Origin of the sequence: Streptomyces fradiae (assembly GCF_041270065.1) — a bacterium.
In the GTDB taxonomy this organism is placed as follows: Bacteria; Actinomycetota; Actinomycetes; order Streptomycetales; family Streptomycetaceae; genus Streptomyces.
This window is the reverse complement of the sequence record NZ_CP065958.1, coordinates 7,092,556-7,109,472: the sequence shown is the minus strand read 5'-3', so window position 1 is coordinate 7,109,472 and position 16,917 is coordinate 7,092,556. Positions and strand designations below refer to the sequence as shown.

The following is a 16,917-nucleotide window of genomic DNA, read 5'->3' as shown; positions in this document are numbered from 1 at the left end:
GGCGACCCCTCGATGAAATTGTTCATTCAAGGCCTTGAACACTGTTGACCTCTATGCGAGATTCGGCGCACCGAAGACGCAGTGGGGAGAGGGAGAGGCATGGAGCGGCGCACCATCGAGGTCATTCCCGACGCCGAGCGGCACGGCACGCCACGCAGCCAGTTCACGCTGTGGTTCGGCGCCAACATGCAGATCACCGCGATCGTCGACGGCGCGCTGTCCGTCGTCTTCGGCGCCGACGCGCTCTGGGCGATACCCGCGCTGCTGATCGGCAATGTGCTCGGCGGCATCGTGATGGCACTGCACTCCGCGCAGGGCCCGCGGCTCGGCGTGCCGCAGATGATCTCCAGCCGGGCGCAGTTCGGCGTCCACGGGGCGGTGCTGCCGCTGCTCCTGGTGATCCTGATGTACCTCGGATTCGCCGCGACCGGCAGCGTGCTGGCCGGTCAGGCGCTGTCCGAGATGCTGCACATCGACGACACACGGGCCGGGATCCTGGTCTTCGGCGTGCTGACCGCCGTGGTCGCCGTCACCGGCTACCGGCTCATCCACGCCGCCGGTCGGGTCGCCACCGTCGTCGGCGTGCTCGGCCTCGGCTATCTGCTGGTACGGGTGTTCACCCAGTACGACGTGGGCGCGCACATCGGGGTCAAGGGCTTCGACGCGGCGACCTTCCTGCTCGCCGTGGGGCTCGGCGCGGGATGGCAGCTGACCTTCGGCCCGTACGTCGCCGACTACTCGCGCTATCTGCCCCGGGACACCAGCACGCGGGCGACGTTCTGGTCGACGTTCGCCGGCTCGGTCATCGGCTCCCAGTGGGCCATGACGCTCGGGGCGCTCACCGCCGCCGTCGCGGGCGACGCCTTCCTCACCGACCAGGTGGGCTTCCTCGGCGACCTGGCCGGGCCCGCGGTCCTCGCCGTGCTGATCTACCTGGTGATCGTGGTCGGCAAGCTGACCGTCAACTGCCTGAACGCGTACGGCGGTTTCATGTCGATCCTGACCACCGTCACCGCCTTCGACGGCCGCTCACGGATCTCGACGGCCGCCCGCGCCGCGTACATCATCGGCTTCACCGCGGTGTCGATCGGCATCGCGCTCGCCGCCAGCGCCGACTTCCTGAACAACTTCAAGAACTTCGTGCTGCTGATCCTGATGGTGTTCACCCCGTGGAGCGCGATCAATCTGGTCGACTACTACCTGGTCTCGCGCGAGCGGGTCGACATCCCCGCCCTGTACGACCCGGAGGGCCGGTACGGGCGCTGGAACGTCACCGCGCTCGTCTGTTACGTCCTCGGGGTCGCCGTACAGATCCCGTTCCTGGCCACCAAGCTGTACACCGGCGCGATCACCGAGCGGCTCGGCGGCGCCGACATCTCGTGGCTCGTCGGGCTCGCGTTCACCGCGGTCGTGTACGGGCTCTGGGTGCGGCGCACCGCCGATCCGCCCGCCGCGACCGTGCACCCGGCCACCGTCGACGCGGCTGACGGCCTCGGCGAGGCGGTCGGCGCCTCCTGACTCCGGCGTGGACGGGGGGGCGTCCGCGCCGGGTCAGGAGGCGTCCGTACGGCTCAGAGCGCGCCGACGATGTCCTCGACCCGGGCCTTCGCGTCGCCGAAGAGCATCGACGTGTTGTCCTTGAAGAACAGCGGGTTCTGGACGCCGGCGTAGCCGGAGGCCATCGAGCGCTTGAAGACGATGACCTTGCCGGCCTCCCAGACGGTGAGGACCGGCATGCCGGCGAGCGGGCTCGACGGGTCCTCGGCTCCGGCCGGGTTGACGGTGTCGTTGGCGCCGATGACGAGGACGACGTCGGTGTCGGAGAAGTCCTCGTTGATCTCGTCCATTTCGAGCACGATGTCGTACGGCACCTTGGCCTCGGCCAGGAGGACGTTCATGTGGCCGGGCAGCCGGCCCGCCACCGGGTGGATGCCGAAGCGGACCTCGACGCCCTTCGCGCGCAGCTTGGAGGTGAGCTCGGCGACCGGGTACTGGGCCTGGGCGACGGCCATGCCGTAGCCGGGGGTGATGACCACGGACCGGGCCGAGGACAGCATCTCGGCGGCGCTCTCGGCGGTGATCTCCTGGTGCTCGCCGTAGTCGACGTCGGAGCCGGAGGGCGCCTCGATGCCGAAGCCGCCGGCGATCACCGAGAAGAACGAGCGGTTCATCGCCTTGCACATGATGTAGCTCAGGTACGCACCGGAGGAGCCGACCAGCGCGCCGGTGACGATGAGGAGGTCGTTGCCGAGCAGGAAGCCGGAGGCCGCGGCGGCCCAGCCGGAGTAGCTGTTGAGCATCGAGACGACGACCGGCATGTCTCCGCCGCCGATGGAGGCGACCAGGTGCCAGCCGAGCGCGAGGGCGAGCACCGTCACGGTGATCAGCAGCCACAGCTCCGGCGTGATCACGAACCACACGGTCAGGGCGACGAACAGGCCGAGCGAGCCGAGGTTCAGGGCGTTCTTGCCCGGGAGCACCAGGGGCTTGGAGCTGATCTTCGCGGAGAGCTTCAGATAGGCCACGATGGAGCCGGTGAAGGTCACGGCGCCGATGAACAGGCCGATGAAGACCTCGGCGTGGTGGATGCCGAGCGTCCCGAGCGCATCGAGGGCCTTGGCCTCGTGGCCCGCGGGGTCGTGCTCGACGTTGAGGAAGCCGTTCCAGCTGACCAGGACGGCGGCGAGGCCGACGAAGGAGTGGAGCAGCGCGATGAGTTCGGGCATGCCGGTCATCTCGACGCCACGGGCGCGCTGCAGCCCGATCAGCGCGCCGATCAGCATCGCCACGCCCATCAGGCCGAGGCCGGCGGTGCTGATGTCGCCGTCGATGGCGAGCACGATCGTCGCGACGAGCGCGACGCCCATGCCGAGCATGCCGAACGCGTTGCCCAGCCGGGCCGACTCGTGCTTGGAGAGTCCCGCGAGGGCGAGGATGAAGAGGAGTGCGGCAACGAGGTAGGCCGCCTGGGCGGCGATGGTCGCAGTCATGTCAGTCAGCTCCGGTTGAACATGGCGAGCATGCGACGCGTCACCGCGAAGCCGCCGAAGACATTGATACTGGCCAGCAGGATCGCCACGGCCGAAAGCACCGTGACCGTCGGGCTCGCGTGCCCGATCTGCAGCAGGGCACCGACGACGATGATCCCGGAGATCGCGTTGGTCACCGACATCAACGGGGTGTGCAGGGCGTGGTGCACATGGCCGATGACGTAGTAGCCGATGACGATCGCGAGCACGAAGACCGTGACGTGCGGGAGGAGCGCCGCCGGGGCGAAGGCGGCGAGGAGGAACAGGGCCAGGGCGCCGAGGGCCACCCCGCCGAACCGCTGCTTCGCCGTCATCGGCGCCTTCTTCGGCGCCGGCTCCGTCACGGGCGCCGCGGCCGCCGGAGCCGGGGCGGCGGAGACCTGGACCGGCGGGGGCGGCCAGGCCGTCTCGCCCTCCCGGACGACGGTGATCGAGCGCTGCACCGGGTCGTCCCAGTCCAGGACCGGACGGCCGTCCTTCTCCGGGGTGAGCAGCTTCAGCAGGTTGACCAGGTTGGTGCCGTAGAGCTGGGACGCCTGGGCCGGCAGCCGTCCCGCCAGGTCGGTGTAGCCGATGATCGTCACGCCGTTGTCGGTGACGGTCTTCTCGCCCTTCACGGTGCCCTCGACGTTGCCGCCGTTGGCGGCCGCCATGTCGACGATCACCGAGCCCGGCTTCATGCTCGCCACCATCTCCTTGGTGACGAGCGTGGGCGCGGGCCGCCCCGGGATCAGCGCGGTGGTGATGACGATGTCGACGTCACGGCACTGCGCGGCGTACAGCTCCGCCTCGCGCGCCTTGTAGTCGTCGCCCATCTCCTTGGCGTAGCCCGTCTTCGAGACCTCCACCTCAGGGGACTCGATCGACAGGTACTCTCCGCCCAACGACCGTACCTGGTCGGCCACTTCAGGACGCGGGTCGGTGGCGCGCACGATCGCGCCGAGCGAGCCGGACGCGCCGATGGCCGCGAGGCCCGCGACGCCGGCGCCCGCGACGAGGACCTTGGCCGGCGGCACCTTGCCGGCCGCCGTCACCTGGCCGGTGAAGAAGCGCCCGAACTCGTGCGCGGCCTCGACGACGGCCCGGTAGCCGGCGATGTTCGCCATCGAGGAGAGCACGTCCATCGACTGGGCCCGGCTGATCCGCGGCACGGCGTCCATCGACAGGGCGGTGAACGGGCGGCGGCCGAGCTCGTCGACCATCGCCGGGTCGAAGGCCGGCGCGAACAGGGCGATCACGGTCGCCTCCGGCCGTATCCGGTCCAACTGGGCCGGGGCCGGGGCGTTCACGCCGAGGACCACGTCCGCGGCGGCCGCGTCGCCGATGGTCGCACCGGCGGCCTCGTAGGCGCTGCCGGTGAAGCCGGCCGCGATGCCCGCGTCCGGGTCGACGACGACCTCGTACCCCAGTTTGCGGAGCTGTTCGATCGTGGCCGGTGTGGCCGAGACGCGACTCTCACCTGCCCGCGCTTCCTTGAGGACTCCGACAATCACGGGTGTTCTCCGTTTCGCTGCGAATCAGAAACGAGAAATCAGAAGTGTGCCCGCGATGATCCGGAGCACGCCGCTCAGCTTGACCGCCGAGAGCTCTCCTTGAACAGCACCCGCAAGTGAGGTGTACGCAACATGGGCCCCGGTGCCCTGCCTCACGTAGTGTCGTCGGCCCGGCACGACCGGACCTGGTCAGGCGACGTGATCCACGGTGACGGAGTTGTGGAAGCGTGCGCTCCTGGTCGTGAGGCGGAGGAGCGCGCGGCTCGGGCCGGCGGGCAGGGCGGAGATCAGGCGCGCGCCCTGGGCAAGGCCTCGTACGCCGAGGCGGGACGTCGGCACGAGGGTCTTCGCCGCGCTCAGCGCGACCTCGCGGCTGCCCCGTACGTGCTCCGCCATCGCCCGCTCGTACGCGGGGAACGCGCGCTCGTGGTCGCCGCCCGCCCGCGCCAGCTCGCCGGCCAGGACGTACGCGCCGACGACGGCCAGGCTGGTGCTGCCGCCGACGGCCGGGCCGGGGCAGTAGCCCGCGTCGCCGACGAGCGTCACCCTCCCCCGTGACCAGGTGTCCATGCGGAGCTGGGCGATCGAGTCGAAGTAGAACCCCGTGGTGCGGTCGAGCTCGTCCAGCCAGGCGTCCATGCCGGACTGGACGGTCCAGATGCCGGCCGACTCGGTGGAGGCCAGGAGGGCGGTCAGCAGAGCCAGGCCCACCCGGCGGCCCCGGGCGTCGGGGTGCACGTACACGGAGTGCTCGACGACACCGGCGTACGCGCACCGGTCGGAGACCCGCGAGACGGCCGCCCATCCGAGCACGCGGCCGGCACCGGCACCGGCGTCTCCGTCGAGGGCGAGGCGGGCGAGGACACCCGGATCGACCATCTCGGCGTCGAGGTCGCCACCACGGCGGACGTCACCGCCGCCACCGGCCGCCTCGCGGACGCCGGCCTGGCCACCTCGGAGGAGAAGGACACCACCTGCTGCTACGCCCTGCAGGACAAGGTCTGGGTCGCCGGTCCCGGCAGGGAGCGCTGGGAGGTGTACGTGGTCAAGGCCGACGCAGGAACCGACGCCGACGCCGACGCCGCCTGCGCGTGCTGCTGATGGCGCGTCGGACGCGCACAGCCGAGCGCCCCGGACCGTGACGGTCCGGGGCGCTCGGGACGGGCAGGGGGCCGGCGGCGGGTCAGTCCTTGACGCGGGAGGCGGTGCGCTCCAGGTGGGTGCGCATCAGCTTGGTCGCGGCCTCGGTGTCGCGGGCGGCGATCGCCTCCACGAGTTCGCGGTGCTCCTTGGTGCCGCGCCGGCCCATCGTGGCCGGCTCGTTGGCCTGGGCCTCGCGGAGGCTCATGAGCATCGGGCCGCGGAAGGACTCCACGAGCATCTCGATCGCCGGGTTGTGGGTGCAGGCCGCGAGGCGGATGTGGAAGGCGGTGGAGAGTTCCATCGTGTACTCGCCCTGCCGCATCGCCTTCGCATGGGCCTCGCACATGGCGCGCAGGTCGGCGATGTCCTCGTCGGTGGCGCGCTCCACCGCCAGCGGGACCACGCCCAGTTCGAAGATCAGCCGGGCCTCGGTGACCTGGGAGGCGGTGAGCGGGGAGAAGGTGAGCAGATCGGCGAGGCCCTCGCTCACCCGGCTCGACGTCGGCGCCGTCACGAAGGCACCGCCGCGCGCGCCGACTCTGATCTCGACCAGGCCGTTGGCCTCCAGGATGCGCAGCGCCTCGCGGATGGTGACCCGGCTGCACCCGAACTGCACGCACAGTTCGCGCTCGCTGGGCAGCCGGTCGCCGGGCTGCAGCCGCTCCTCCTTCAGCAGGTGCCGGATCTGCTCGACGATCACCTGGGAGACGCGGCTCGAGGAGACGGCCTTGAACAGCTCCTGCGGCACGGCCGGCCGCCTGGAGGTTGCCTCGTTCTCCGGGGTCTGACTCGCTCGGGGGGACATGCGCCCATTCTTCCACGACCGAGCCGCTCCGAGACCCTGTTCCATCCGACGGATTGACGTCAAACCACAATGCCATTCCACCCCACGGCACAGATTGGTAGAATGGTCTGACGTTAAGCCAAAGCCACCGAGGCGGGAGAAGGTCGCACCATGGGGAGCGGGACAGTCGTCGTCGGAGCCGGCCAGGCGGGGCTGCACCTGGCCGTGTCATTGCGACAGGGAGGGGACGAGGAGCCGATCGTGCTCGTGGGCGAGGAGCCCCATGCCCCCTATCAACGCCCCCCGCTCTCCAAGGACTTCCTCGCCGGACGGGCGGACCAGGACTCCCTGGCCTTCCGGGACCCCGGCTACTACGAACAGGCCGGCATCCGGCTGCTCACCGGCGAGCGGATCACGGGGGCCGAGCCCGGCCTGCTGCACACCGCCTCCGGGCGCACCCTGCCGTACGAGCGGCTCGCCCTGACCCTGGGCGCCGAGCCCGTACGGCTTCCCGTGCCGGGCGCCGGACTCCGCGGGGTCTGCACCCTGCGCGGCCTTGAGGACGCGCGCGCCCTGCGGGAACGCCTGGCCCGTGCCGAGCGGGTCGTCGTGGTCGGCGGCGGGTTCATCGGTCTGGAGACGGCCGCCGTGGCCCGCTCGCTCGGCGTGCGCGTCACCGTGGTGGAGGCCGGGGAGCGGCTGATGGCCCGCGCCGTGGCGCCGGTGGTCTCCGAGTTCTACCGGCAGGCCCACACCCGGCAGGGCACCGAGGTGCTGCTGTCCGCGGCCGTCGCCGGGTTCGAGGGCGACGCCGCCGGGCGGGTCCGGGCCGCGGTGCTCGCCGACGGCACCCGGCTGCCCGCGGACCTGGTGCTGCTCGGTGTGGGCGTACGGCCGCGGACCGGCCCCGCCCGCGCCCTCGGGGTCGAGGTGGACGGCGGCATCGTGGTGGACGCCCGCTCGCGCACCAACGTGCCGGGCGTGGTGGCGGCCGGGGACTGCACCGTGCGGCCCCACCCGCTCACCGGCGAGGGCCGGCTGCGCCTGGAGTCGGTGCCCAGCGCGGTCGCCCAGGCCCAGGCAGCGGCGGCGAGCCTGCTCGGCCGCGACGAGCCGGACACCTCCGTGCCCTGGTTCTGGTCGAACCAGGGCGAGCTGCGCCTGCAGATCGCGGGCCTGTCCGCCGGCCACGACGCCACCGTCGTGCGCGGCGAGCCGGCGAGCGGGCAGTTCTCCGTCCTCTACTTCCGCCGGGGCGCGCTGCTCGCCGTCGACGCCGTCAACCGGCCCGCCGACTACATGGCCGTGCGCCGGGCCCTCACCCGGGGCGAGCACCTCTCCGCGGACCGGGCCGGCGACGCCGCCGTACCGCTCAAGCAGCTGCTGACGGAGGGCACGGCGCAGGTGCGCTGAACCGAACACGAAGGAGCCGGACCCGACGTGGGTCCGGCTCCTTTCGCATGACGCTGTCGGCGGGGTCCGGTCAGATCACCGCCGCCTCCAGCGCCTCCGGGGCGAACAGTTCCTCCGGCCGGTACCGGCGCGGGGACAGGCCCTGCTCGTGGTGGTAGCGCAGGAAGGTCTCCAGCGTCTCCCGGTTGCCGCCTCCCAGTCCGTACGACCAGTAGTCACGGCCGAACAGCGCGCGGGCCTCCTCCAGTTGGGGCGTGAGCCAGGGCAGCATGAAGCGCAGCGCGGAGGTGTCGTACAGGCTGTCCAGGGCCTCGTTCTTCGCCGCGAGCAGCGCCTTGTAGAGGGACTGGGCGACCCAGGGGTGCGCCTCGTACACGTCCCGGCGGATCACCACCACGTGCATGATCGGGAAGATGCCGGTGGCCGTGTAGTACTCCCGCTCGGCCGCCACCACATCGGGGAAGACCCGGCGCACCCGGGGGTCACCGGCTTGGAAGGGGCTCGGCACCCGCGGGGTGCACAGGGCGTCGATCTCCCCCTCGGCCAGCATCCGGGCGAGCGTGGCGTCCTCGGCGATCCGGCTGATGCGCACCGAGTCCGGCAGGTCGACCCCCGCCTTCTCGATGCGGCCCGGGGTCTCCTGACCCCCGGTCACATAGCGGACCGAGTCGAAGGGGACGCCGTGCCGGTCGCCGAGGATGCCGCGCATCCACACGCAGGCCGTCAGCTGGTACTCGGGGGTGCCGATCACCTTGCCGCGCAGCTCCTCCGGCTTCGTGATGCCGGCGTCGGCGTGGCAGTACAGCGCGCTGTGCCGGAACATGCGCGAGGTGTAGACGGGCAGCGCCACGAACGGCGAGGCGTCCGGGCCGCCGGAGCCCAGCGAGAGGACGTACGAGGAGAGCGACATCTCCGCCACCTCGAACTCGCGGTGCCGCATCATGCGGAAGAAGGTCTCCTCCACCGGCAGTCTGAGGTAGTTGATCTCGATGCCGTCGGGGCGGACGGTGCCCTCGGCGAGGGCGCGGGTGCGGTCGTAGTCGCCGCAGGCGAAGGTCAGTCGGAGAGGAGCCATCGTCATCGTCCCTGTGAGCGGAGCCTGGCGTCCAGGCGCGGATAGACCCGTCGGGCGTTCGCCTCGTATATGTGGTGGAGCTGGTCCGGGGCGAGACCGGCGGCGTCCACATACGTCTTGGTGTCGTCCCAGGCGATGCCGGTCTCGGGGGCGACGCCCCGGACGGCGCCCAGCATCTCCGAGGCGAAGAGGACGTGTTCGGTGCCGATCACCCGGGTCAGCAGGTCGATGCCCGGCTGGTGGTAGACGCAGGTGTCGAAGACGACGTTGCCGAGGAGCGAGGCCGGGTCCGGCAGGCCCATGCGGACCGCGAGGCCCCGGTATCGGCCCCAGTGGTAGGGCACCGCTCCCCCGCCGTGCGGGATCACGAAGCGCAGACCGGGGAATCGGGCGAACAACTCGGCGCCGCCCTGAAGGAGTTGCATGAACGCGGTGGTGTCCGCGTTCAGATAGTGCGCGCCCAGGGTGTGGAAGACCGGGTTGCACGCGCTGGAGACATGCACCATGGCCGGTACGTCGAGCTCGCACAACGCCTCGTACAGCGGGTACCAGGAGGTGTCCGTCAGCGGCGGGGCCGTCCAGTGGCCGCCGGAGGGGTCCGGGTTGAGGTTGCAGCCGACGAAGCCCGACCCGGTGACGCAGCGGTGCAGTTCGGCGACCGCGTCGGCGACTCCGCCCCCGGGGGTCTGCGGGAGCTGGCAGACCGGGGCGAAGTGCTGCGGGTACAGCTCGGTGACGCGGTGCACCAGGTCGTTGGAGGCCCGCGCCCAGTCCCGGGCGGTGGCCGGGTCCGTGATGTGGTGCTCCATGCCCGAGGCCTTCGGGGAGAAGAGCATCAGATCGCCGCCGCGTTCGCGCAGGATCTTCAGCTGGTTGTGCTCCACGCTCTCGCGCAGGGCGTCGTCGCTGATCCGCTCCGGCCGCGGGACGGGCCGCGAGGGGTCGGCGAGCCGGGCCAACTGGGCGTCCCGGAAGCCCTGGTGGGGTGCGGGGGCCGTGGTGTAGTGGCCGTGGATGTCAATGATCACCGTCGGTCTCCGATTCCCCCTGGGCCTCCACATAGGTGAGGCCCTTGGCGGCGAGCCGCTCGCGCATGTGGTGGACGTCCAGGCCGAGTTCGCCGTCCCGGTAGCGCTTGCGCGAGAGCTCTTCCTTCTCCTCGCGGGCCCGGGCGGCCGCCACGACGTCGGCGGCGTTCGCGCGCGGCACGACCACCACGCCGTCGTCGTCGGCGACGATCACGTCCCCGGGACGGACGATCTGGCCGGCGCAGGCCAGCGGCAGGTTGACGTCGCCCAGGGTCTCCTTGACGGTGCCGAAGGCGCTGATGTGCCGGGCCCACACGGGGAAGCCCATCCTCTGCAGATCGGCCACGTCGCGGCAGCCCGCGTCGATGACCAGGCCCCGTACCCCGCGCGCGGCCACCGAGGTGGCGAGCAGGTCGCCGAAGTAGCCCGCCTCGGACGGGGTGGTCGGGGAGACGACCAGGATGTCGCCCTCGCGGCACTGTTCGACCGCCACATGGATCATCCAGTTGTCGCCGGGCGGCACGCTGACGGTGACCGCGGTACCCGCCACGTGCGCGCCCGGCCACACCGGGCGCAGGGCGGGCGCGAGCAGTCCGGTGCGGCCCTGTGCCTCGTGCACGGTGGCGACGCCGTACCGGCTCAGGGCGTCGACCACGGCCGGGTCGGTGCGGGGGATGTGGGTGACGACGGTGCTCATGCGGCCACCCAGGGCAGCAGGGAGACATGCACGGCGTCCTCGCCGGTCTCGCCGGCGACGGTGCGGATGGCCCGGTCGGCCTCGTGCAGCGGGAAGGTGTGGGTGGCCAGCCTCTCCAGCGGGAAGCGGCCGGACGCGAGCTGTTCCAGGGCGAGTTCGCAGGAGCGGTAGCTGTGACCGCGGGCGCTCTTGAGCGCGATGGACTTCTCGGTGAGCTTCTTCAGCGGGAAGTCGGGGAAGGCGGCGAGCTCGCCCTGCGAGACCATGACGCCCTCGCGCCGCTTGAGCGCGTCGATGCCGAGGAGTACGGGTGAGGTGCCCGCGCCCGCCGTGCAGTCGAGGACCACGTCGACGCCCCGGCCGCCGGTGAGTTCGTGGACCCGCTTCAGGGCGTCCTCCGCCAGGACGTCGATGACGTGGTCGGCGCCGAGGTCCTTCGCGAGCGCGAGCCGGGCGGCGTCCCGGGTGGTGCCGGTGACGATGATCTGCGAGGCGCCGGCCTGCTTGCAGGCCACCACCTGGGAGAGGCCCTGCTGGCCGGGCCCCTGGATGAGCACGGTGCTCGCATAGCCCACGCCCGCGGTCACCAGGGCCCACTCGATGCCGTTGGACAACGGGGTGACCAGGCCCGCGAGTTCGGCGGAGACCCCGTCGGGCACCTTGTGGGTGACCGCGTTCCACGGCAGGTAGAGGTACTCGGAGAAGCCGCCCCACAGAGTGCCGGGCTTCTCGCAGGACGTGTAGCCGTAGCGCCGGGCGTCCGGGTTGGTGCGCCAGTCGGTCGCCTCGCAGTGCCGGTACTCGCCGGCGTGACACCAGGCGCAGCGGAAACAGCCCACATAGTGCTCGACGAAGACCCGGTCGCCCTCGGCCAGGCCCTTGCGGGCGGTGAACTCCTTGCCCGCCTTGGCGATGACGCCCACGTTCTCGTGTCCCATGATCACCGGGTCGCCGAACGGGGGCTTGCCGTACATCTTCGCGTCGGTGCCACAGATCCCGGCGACCTCGACCTTCAGCAGTGCGCCGTCCGCCGGGACGTCCGGCATGGGCAGCTCGCGTATCTCGGTGACACCCGGCGCCGTCCGGACCGCAGCCCGCACCGTTTCTGCCATGAACCCTCCTCGGGTGGAAGCCGTCGTGCGCACACAGTCTATGGACTGATGGTCTGACCATGCTACCTTTTGGCCATGACGGATGATCAGCTACGGACAGTCACCCGGACCCAGGGCAACAACGAAGCACTCAAGACCGGGGCCGTCAGGCCGCACGGCTTCTCCTTCGACTTCGAGGAAGTCCCGGTCCTCGTGCACGCCTTCCGCCGCATGGTCCGCGAACACGCCTACGACATCAGCGAGATGGCGCTCACCACCTATCTGGTGGCCAAGGAGCACGGCGCCCGTTTCACGGCCGTGCCGGCCTTCCTGGTGCGCGGCTTCCACCACGGCGCCCTCCACCACCACACCGCCGCCCCCGTCACCGACCCCAAGGACCTCGAAGGCCGCCGGGTCGGCGTCAGCCGCGGCTACACCGTCACCACCGGGGTGTGGGCCCGCTCCGTGCTCCAGGAGGAGCACGGGGTCGACCTGTCCAAGGTCACCTGGGTGCTCTCCGGCGACGAGCACGTGGCCGACTACACGCCGCCCGGCAACGTGGAGTCCCTCGAACCGGGCCGCACCCTCGAAGAGGCCCTCACGGAGGGCGACTTGGCGGCCGTGATCGGCGTCCAGCCGCGGTCGGAGCAGGTCGTCCCACTGCTTCCGGACGCCGAGAAGGCGGGCTATCGGGCCCTCACCGAGCGCGGTCTGTTCCCCGTCAACCACCTGGTCGTGGTCCGCGACGAGCTCCTGGAGAAGGACCCCGAGCTGGCCGCCCACGTCTTCGACGCCTTCGCCCGCTCCAAGCAGGCGTACGTGGAGCGGCTGCGGGCCGGCGAGGGCGACACCGCCACCGACGCCCTGCACCGCAGGGTCATGCGGCTGACCGGCGCCGACCCGCTGCCGTACGGGATCGAGCCCAACCGGCACGTCCTGGAGACGCTGCTGCGGCACGCGGTGGACCAGGGGATCCTGCGCCGCCCGCGCCCGCTGGAGGAGCTGTTCGCCCCGGCGACCCTGGACCTGGTGGGCTGAGCCATGCGTATCGCCATCGCCGGTGACCACAACGGCTTCCGGCTCAAGGGCCGGCTCGTCGCCCGGCTCACCGCGGCCGGCCACACGGTGGCGGACCTGGGCAGCCACACGCCCGACGAGGTCGACTACCCGGAGCTGTGCGTACGGGTCTGTGCCCGGGTGACCGGGGGCACGGCCGACCGGGGCATCGTGCTCGGGGGCAGCGGCCTGGGCGAGACCATCGCCTGCAACAAGCTGCCGGGCATCCGCGCCGGGCTCTGCCCCGATCTGTGGTTCACCCGGATCTCGCGCGGCAACAACGACTCCAACGTACTGGTCCTGCCCGCCAAGGTCCTTGAGGCCGAGGAGGCCGAGCAGATCGTGGAGACCTGGCTGACGACGCCGTTCAAGGGCGGCGTCCACCGGCGCCGGGTGGACCAGATCGCCGCCCTGGAGCAGCAGGGCTGAGGCACGTGAAACGGCCGCCGGCCCCGGGGGGTGACCCGGGGCCGGCGGCCGTTCGCAGCTCGCAGGGTCACGCCCCGGAGGCCCCCGCGAGGAAGGACAGGATCCGCTCCGGGGCGGTCGTGTCCGTCTGCTCGGCGACCGGCGCGTCCCAGTACTCGTTGACCGGCAGGCACTCCTGCAGATAGCGCGCCGCCGAGGGCGCGTGGGAGGTGTCCTCGCCCGGCACGATCAGGGCCGGCACGCGCAGGGTGAGCAGGTCCTCCGGCTCCGCGCCCGGCACGGTGTCCCGGTCGAAGAGCAGCCGGGCGCTGCCGGTCACCAGGGTGCGGTACCGCTCCGGATCGCAGGCGGCGTACTCCTTCGCGAACCTCTCGTCGTGGCGCAGCACATGGGCCCAGGGCCCGACCCGCGGGTCCTTGGAGAAGCCGTCCCCGGTGGACCGCGCGAGCTCCACCACGCCCCGCAGCCCGTGCTCGGCCGCGTGGGCGAGGTGGGCGTCGAAGCGCTGGTGCTGCTTGCGCCGGTAGTGCACACCGCCGGCCGGCGAGTAGAGGACCATGCCCGCGACCCGTTCGGGCCGGGCGACGGCGAGCGCGGCGGCGGTGGAGCAGCCGACGCAGCCGCCGATCAGGTAGGTCCGGTCGATGCCCAGGTGGTCGAGCAGGCCGAGGCCCTGGCGTACGTACCCCTCCCAGGACAGGCGTTCCAGCCGGCCGCCGGAGCGGCCGGACTCGCGCCGGTCGAAGGTGATGCAGGTGTAGTGCTCCGCCAGGCGGGCGAGCAGGCCGAGCCGGCGGTAGACGCCGGTGGTGTGCCAGGCCTCCAGGCTGGAGTCGAAGCCGCCGGGCGAGAACATCAGGAGCGGCGGCCCGTCCCCGGTGGTCTCGTAGCGGGTGGTGATCCCGTCGATGAGGGCGGTGGGCACGGCTCAGCCCTCCTGGTCCGCGGGCGAGACGGGCTCGGCGGTCTCGGCGGGGTCTGCGGGGTCTGCGGGCCCGGCGGGGGGCACCGGAATGCCGCCGGGGATCTGCCGGGCCGCGCGCACGTCCTCGGCGTACGCGGTGAGCGCGTCGAGGGCGGTACGGGCGACCTGGGCGTACGTCTCCGGCGGGTCGTCCAGGGCCTTGGCGGAGTAGCCGATCGCGGCGTTCGCCATGCGCATCCGGCCGTCCAGCCAGGGGCCGCCGCCGAAGCCGCCCACCACCGGCACGGAGACGGCGGCGGCCACGGCGGCGCCCACCACGGGCCCGGAGTTGGTGAAGTTCAGGAGGACGGCACCGGCCTCCTCCAGACGCTTGGCCTCGGCGACCATCGCCTCCAGCATCTCCTCCGGCACCTGCTCGGCGGCCGAGGGGACCCCGCGGTACTCCACTCCGTAGCGCAGGGCGGTCTGCGGGGTGATGCCGAACTGGGCGAACACCGGGACGCCGGCCCGGGTGACGGCCTCGACCGCCTCCGGGAAGTCGGCGGCGCCGTCCAGTTTGACCAGGTCGACGCCGGCCTCCTTGGCGAAGCGGATCGCCGCCCGTACGGCGGCCGCCCCGCCCTCCTGGAGCGGCCCGTAGGGGAAGTCGGCGCTCAGCAGGGCGCGCCGGGTGCCGCGCCGTACCGCCTTGGTGACCACCAGCATCTCGTCCAGGGTGATCTCCAGGGGGTTGGTGTGCCCCCACAGGTTCACCCCGACGGTGTCGCCGACCGAGATCAGGTCGGCCCCGGCCCGGTCGGCGATGCGGGCCATCGGGTAGTCCCAGGCCACCACTCCGACGATCTTGCGCTTCTCGTCCTTCATGCGGCGCAGCGCGTTCAGCGTCACCTTGTCCGTCGGCTTGTCCGTCGGCTTGTCCGTCGCCTTGTCCGTCACAGGTTCCGCGCTCCTCTCTCAATAGTCGGTGTCAGGGTCTAGACCCGGAGCGCGGTGAGCAGTTCGACGACATCGCCCTCGTCCGCGGAGCGCAGTAGCACCCGGGCGTACGGCCGCAGCGCGGCGACCGCGTCACCGGCCTCGTATCCCTCGCCGAGCACCACGCCGGCCGTGGTGATGCCGCGCCGCCGGCAGATGCCGCCGATGGCGGCGGCCACCCGGTGGCCGCGGTCCTCGGTGGCGAGGACGACCACCACATCGGTGCGGGCGATCACCCCGTCCAGCGGGACGGGCGTGCCGTCGAGCCGGTGCAGGGTCTCGGTGCTGACGGCGGTGTAGAAGCGGGCGCCGGCCCAGGTGCGGGCGGCGAGCCGCCTGGCCACCGCGGCCGCGCGGGCGTCGAGGGCGACGATCCGGGCGGTCCGGGCGGGGTTGATGGGTGCGTCGATGCGGAAGCGGGACTCGTGGGCCGAGGCGGCCCGGGCGCTCTCGCTCAGGTGCGGGGTGGCCGGGGTCATGGCTCAGACCGTGGTCTGCGGGGCGCCCGGCACGACCTTGACCGCGTCCCGGCAGGAGTCCAGGAAGGACTCCGCCTGCGGCAGGACGACCGCGGCCGAGCGGACCTTGTGGTGCTCGGGGTCGACGCCGGGCGGGACGACGCCCTCGTCGCGCAGGGCGAGGGCGGCCTTCCGCAGCTTCTGGCGGGCCTTGATGATGCCGCTGTCGGCGGGCACCAGGCGTTCCTTGGTACGGTCGACGATCGGTCCCATCGACTCCTGCAGCGAGGCGTCCTGCATGGCGATGCCGGCGACGCCGGAGTAGGTCTCGCCGCGCCGCTGCGCCTCGCGGTCGATCAGATAGTCGTTGTCCATGTTGGCGACCGGCCGGTAGGTGCCGGGGACGGTCCTGCTGTGGACGCCGTGGCCGTCGATCATCGCCTGCCGCTCGGTCTCGGTGAGCGCGCGGACCGGGTGGTAGTCGAAGGAGTAGGTCCAGCAGTTCTCGTCGTCGATCGGCACCCACCAGTGGCCGTGCACGGGGTGGTCGCCGCGCGGCGGCACCATGGTGAAGGACGGCATCACCCAGGGGGTGATGCGCCAGTAGTAGCTGCCCTCCTCGGCGTTGCGCCGGGCGCCCACGAAGAGGCCGCCCTCGGAGTCGGCGACCTCGAAGAAGGGCTTGGTGTCGTTCATGTTGTACTCGTTGCCCTTCGCGCCCTTGAACAGCGGGTCGCTCTTGAGGCCGCCGGAGTGCAGGAAGGTCACGTGGCTGGAGTCGATGCCGCCCTCGAAGGCCTGCAGCCAGTTGCACTGCTGCCAGCGCTTGGAGGTGTAGGTCTGCTCGGCCGGCACGTGGACCCACTCGAACTCGGGCGGTTCGGGCCGGGTGGCCCGGTCGCCCATGTGGGTCCACAGCACGTCGCCGATCTTGACCAGCGGGTACGAGGTGAGCTTGACGTTCGCGCAGAAGCTGGAGTTGTCGGCCTCGGAGGGCACTTCGGTGCACTGGCCGGTCACGTCGTACTTCCAGCCGTGGTACGGGCAGCGCAGGCCGCCCTCCTCGTTGCGGCCGAACCACAGCGAGGCTCCGCGGTGGGCGCAGAACTCGTCGATCAGTCCGTACCGGCCCTCGCTGTCGCGGAAGGCGATCATGCGCTCGGAGAGCAGCTTGACGCGGACCGGCGGGCAGTCGTTCTCCGACAGCTCCTCGGCCAGCAGGGCCGGGATCCAGTACTGCCGGAACAGCTCGCCCATCGGTGTGCCGGGGCCGGTCTGGGTGAGCAGTTCGTTGATCTCTTTGCGGAGCACGGAGTTTCCC

At 71.7% G+C, this 16,917-nt stretch carries 15 protein-coding genes and 3 pseudogenes; 5 read left to right on the top strand and 13 right to left on the bottom strand.

The genetic code is table 11. The features are described 5' to 3' along the window. Window positions 1–99 precede the first annotated feature (99 nt). On the top strand, window positions 100–1,518 hold the full coding sequence (locus JAO84_RS32320) for a cytosine permease (protein WP_370416018.1): 1,419 nt from the start codon (window positions 100–102) through the stop codon (window positions 1,516–1,518). A 53-nt stretch (window positions 1,519–1,571) separates the two neighbouring features. Here JAO84_RS32320 and pntB read toward each other — a convergent pair whose 3' ends face one another. The 4 genes and pseudogenes from pntB to JAO84_RS32300 all read right to left on the bottom strand — a co-directional run. After that, entirely contained in the window at window positions 1,572–2,990 is a 1,419-nt protein-coding gene (pntB, locus tag JAO84_RS32315) for a Re/Si-specific NAD(P)(+) transhydrogenase subunit beta (RefSeq protein ID WP_370416017.1), read from the bottom strand. 5 nt (window positions 2,991–2,995) lie between these two features. After that, window positions 2,996–4,522: a Re/Si-specific NAD(P)(+) transhydrogenase subunit alpha gene (locus tag JAO84_RS32310; protein WP_370416016.1), complete on the bottom strand. Its 1,527-nt coding sequence runs from the start codon at window positions 4,520–4,522 to the stop codon at window positions 2,996–2,998. A gap of 189 nt (window positions 4,523–4,711) precedes the next feature. Further along, a pseudogene (locus JAO84_RS32305) lies at window positions 4,712–5,161 on the bottom strand (FAD-dependent oxidoreductase); the annotation flags it as partial. Next, window positions 5,159–5,341, bottom strand: a pseudogene (locus JAO84_RS32300) (N-acetyltransferase family protein); the annotation flags it as partial. The pseudogenes JAO84_RS32305 and JAO84_RS32300, both read right to left, overlap by 3 nt. A 15-nt stretch (window positions 5,342–5,356) precedes the next feature. Between JAO84_RS32300 and JAO84_RS32295 the strand changes: the two are divergent. Then, window positions 5,357–5,623: pseudogene (locus JAO84_RS32295) on the top strand (glyoxalase/bleomycin resistance/dioxygenase family protein); the annotation flags it as partial. Between the two features lie 82 nt (window positions 5,624–5,705). On the opposite strand, the gene JAO84_RS32290 reads toward JAO84_RS32295, so the two are convergent. Beyond that, window positions 5,706–6,470 carry a FadR/GntR family transcriptional regulator gene (locus JAO84_RS32290; protein WP_265862956.1) on the bottom strand — a complete coding sequence of 255 codons (765 nt, stop codon included), beginning with the start codon at window positions 6,468–6,470 and terminating at the stop codon, window positions 5,706–5,708. A 150-nt stretch (window positions 6,471–6,620) separates the two neighbouring features. Here JAO84_RS32290 and JAO84_RS32285 point away from each other — a divergent pair, with 150 nt between their 5' ends. Further along, on the top strand, window positions 6,621–7,862 hold the full coding sequence (locus JAO84_RS32285) for an NAD(P)/FAD-dependent oxidoreductase (protein WP_370416015.1): 1,242 nt from the start codon (window positions 6,621–6,623) through the stop codon (window positions 7,860–7,862). Between the two features lie 70 nt (window positions 7,863–7,932). Here JAO84_RS32285 and JAO84_RS32280 read toward each other — a convergent pair whose 3' ends face one another. Genes JAO84_RS32280 through JAO84_RS32265 form a run of 4 tightly spaced genes read right to left on the bottom strand, consistent with a single transcriptional unit; the run spans window position 7,933 to window position 11,774 of the window. Next, on the bottom strand, window positions 7,933–8,937 hold the full coding sequence (locus JAO84_RS32280; protein WP_370416014.1) for an ABC transporter substrate-binding protein: 1,005 nt from the start codon (window positions 8,935–8,937) through the stop codon (window positions 7,933–7,935). A gap of 2 nt (window positions 8,938–8,939) precedes the next feature. Then, window positions 8,940–9,965 carry an amidohydrolase family protein gene (locus tag JAO84_RS32275; RefSeq protein WP_370416013.1) on the bottom strand — a complete coding sequence of 342 codons (1,026 nt, stop codon included), beginning with the start codon at window positions 9,963–9,965 and terminating at the stop codon, window positions 8,940–8,942. Next, window positions 9,955–10,662, bottom strand: coding sequence for a 4-carboxy-4-hydroxy-2-oxoadipate aldolase/oxaloacetate decarboxylase (locus JAO84_RS32270; protein ID WP_370416012.1), 708 nt, complete (start codon window positions 10,660–10,662; stop codon window positions 9,955–9,957). Before JAO84_RS32270 ends, JAO84_RS32275 begins: the two co-directional genes overlap by 11 nt. Further along, window positions 10,659–11,774, bottom strand: a complete 1,116-nt coding sequence (locus JAO84_RS32265) for a zinc-binding dehydrogenase (protein ID WP_370416011.1) — start codon at window positions 11,772–11,774, stop codon at window positions 10,659–10,661. The genes JAO84_RS32270 and JAO84_RS32265 overlap by 4 nt, the downstream gene beginning before the upstream one ends. 75 nt (window positions 11,775–11,849) lie before the next feature. Here JAO84_RS32265 and JAO84_RS32260 point away from each other — a divergent pair, with 75 nt between their 5' ends. Next, on the top strand, window positions 11,850–12,791 hold the full coding sequence (locus tag JAO84_RS32260; protein ID WP_370416010.1) for an ABC transporter substrate-binding protein: 942 nt from the start codon (window positions 11,850–11,852) through the stop codon (window positions 12,789–12,791). 3 nt (window positions 12,792–12,794) lie between these two features. Beyond that, window positions 12,795–13,238 carry an RpiB/LacA/LacB family sugar-phosphate isomerase gene (locus JAO84_RS32255; protein WP_370416009.1) on the top strand — a complete coding sequence of 148 codons (444 nt, stop codon included), beginning with the start codon at window positions 12,795–12,797 and terminating at the stop codon, window positions 13,236–13,238. A 67-nt stretch (window positions 13,239–13,305) separates the two neighbouring features. On the opposite strand, the gene JAO84_RS32250 is transcribed toward JAO84_RS32255, so the two are convergent. The 4 genes from JAO84_RS32250 to JAO84_RS32235 are packed head-to-tail and all read right to left on the bottom strand — an operon-like array spanning window position 13,306 to window position 16,907. After that, window positions 13,306–14,163 (bottom strand): alpha/beta fold hydrolase, encoded by an 858-nt coding sequence (locus JAO84_RS32250; protein ID WP_370416008.1) that lies wholly within the window; start codon window positions 14,161–14,163, stop codon window positions 13,306–13,308. 3 nt (window positions 14,164–14,166) lie between these two features. After that, the gene (locus JAO84_RS32245) at window positions 14,167–15,099 is read right to left on the bottom strand and encodes a 3-methyl-2-oxobutanoate hydroxymethyltransferase (RefSeq protein ID WP_370416007.1); all 933 of its coding nucleotides are present in this window, start codon (window positions 15,097–15,099) and stop codon (window positions 14,167–14,169) included. 38 nt (window positions 15,100–15,137) lie between these two features. Beyond that, window positions 15,138–15,617 (bottom strand): 3-methyl-2-oxobutanoate hydroxymethyltransferase, encoded by a 480-nt coding sequence (locus tag JAO84_RS32240; RefSeq protein ID WP_370416006.1) that lies wholly within the window; start codon window positions 15,615–15,617, stop codon window positions 15,138–15,140. A 3-nt stretch (window positions 15,618–15,620) separates the two neighbouring features. Next, window positions 15,621–16,907, bottom strand: a complete 1,287-nt coding sequence (locus tag JAO84_RS32235; RefSeq protein ID WP_370416005.1) for a Rieske 2Fe-2S domain-containing protein — start codon at window positions 16,905–16,907, stop codon at window positions 15,621–15,623. Between the last annotated feature and the right edge of the window lie 10 nt (window positions 16,908–16,917).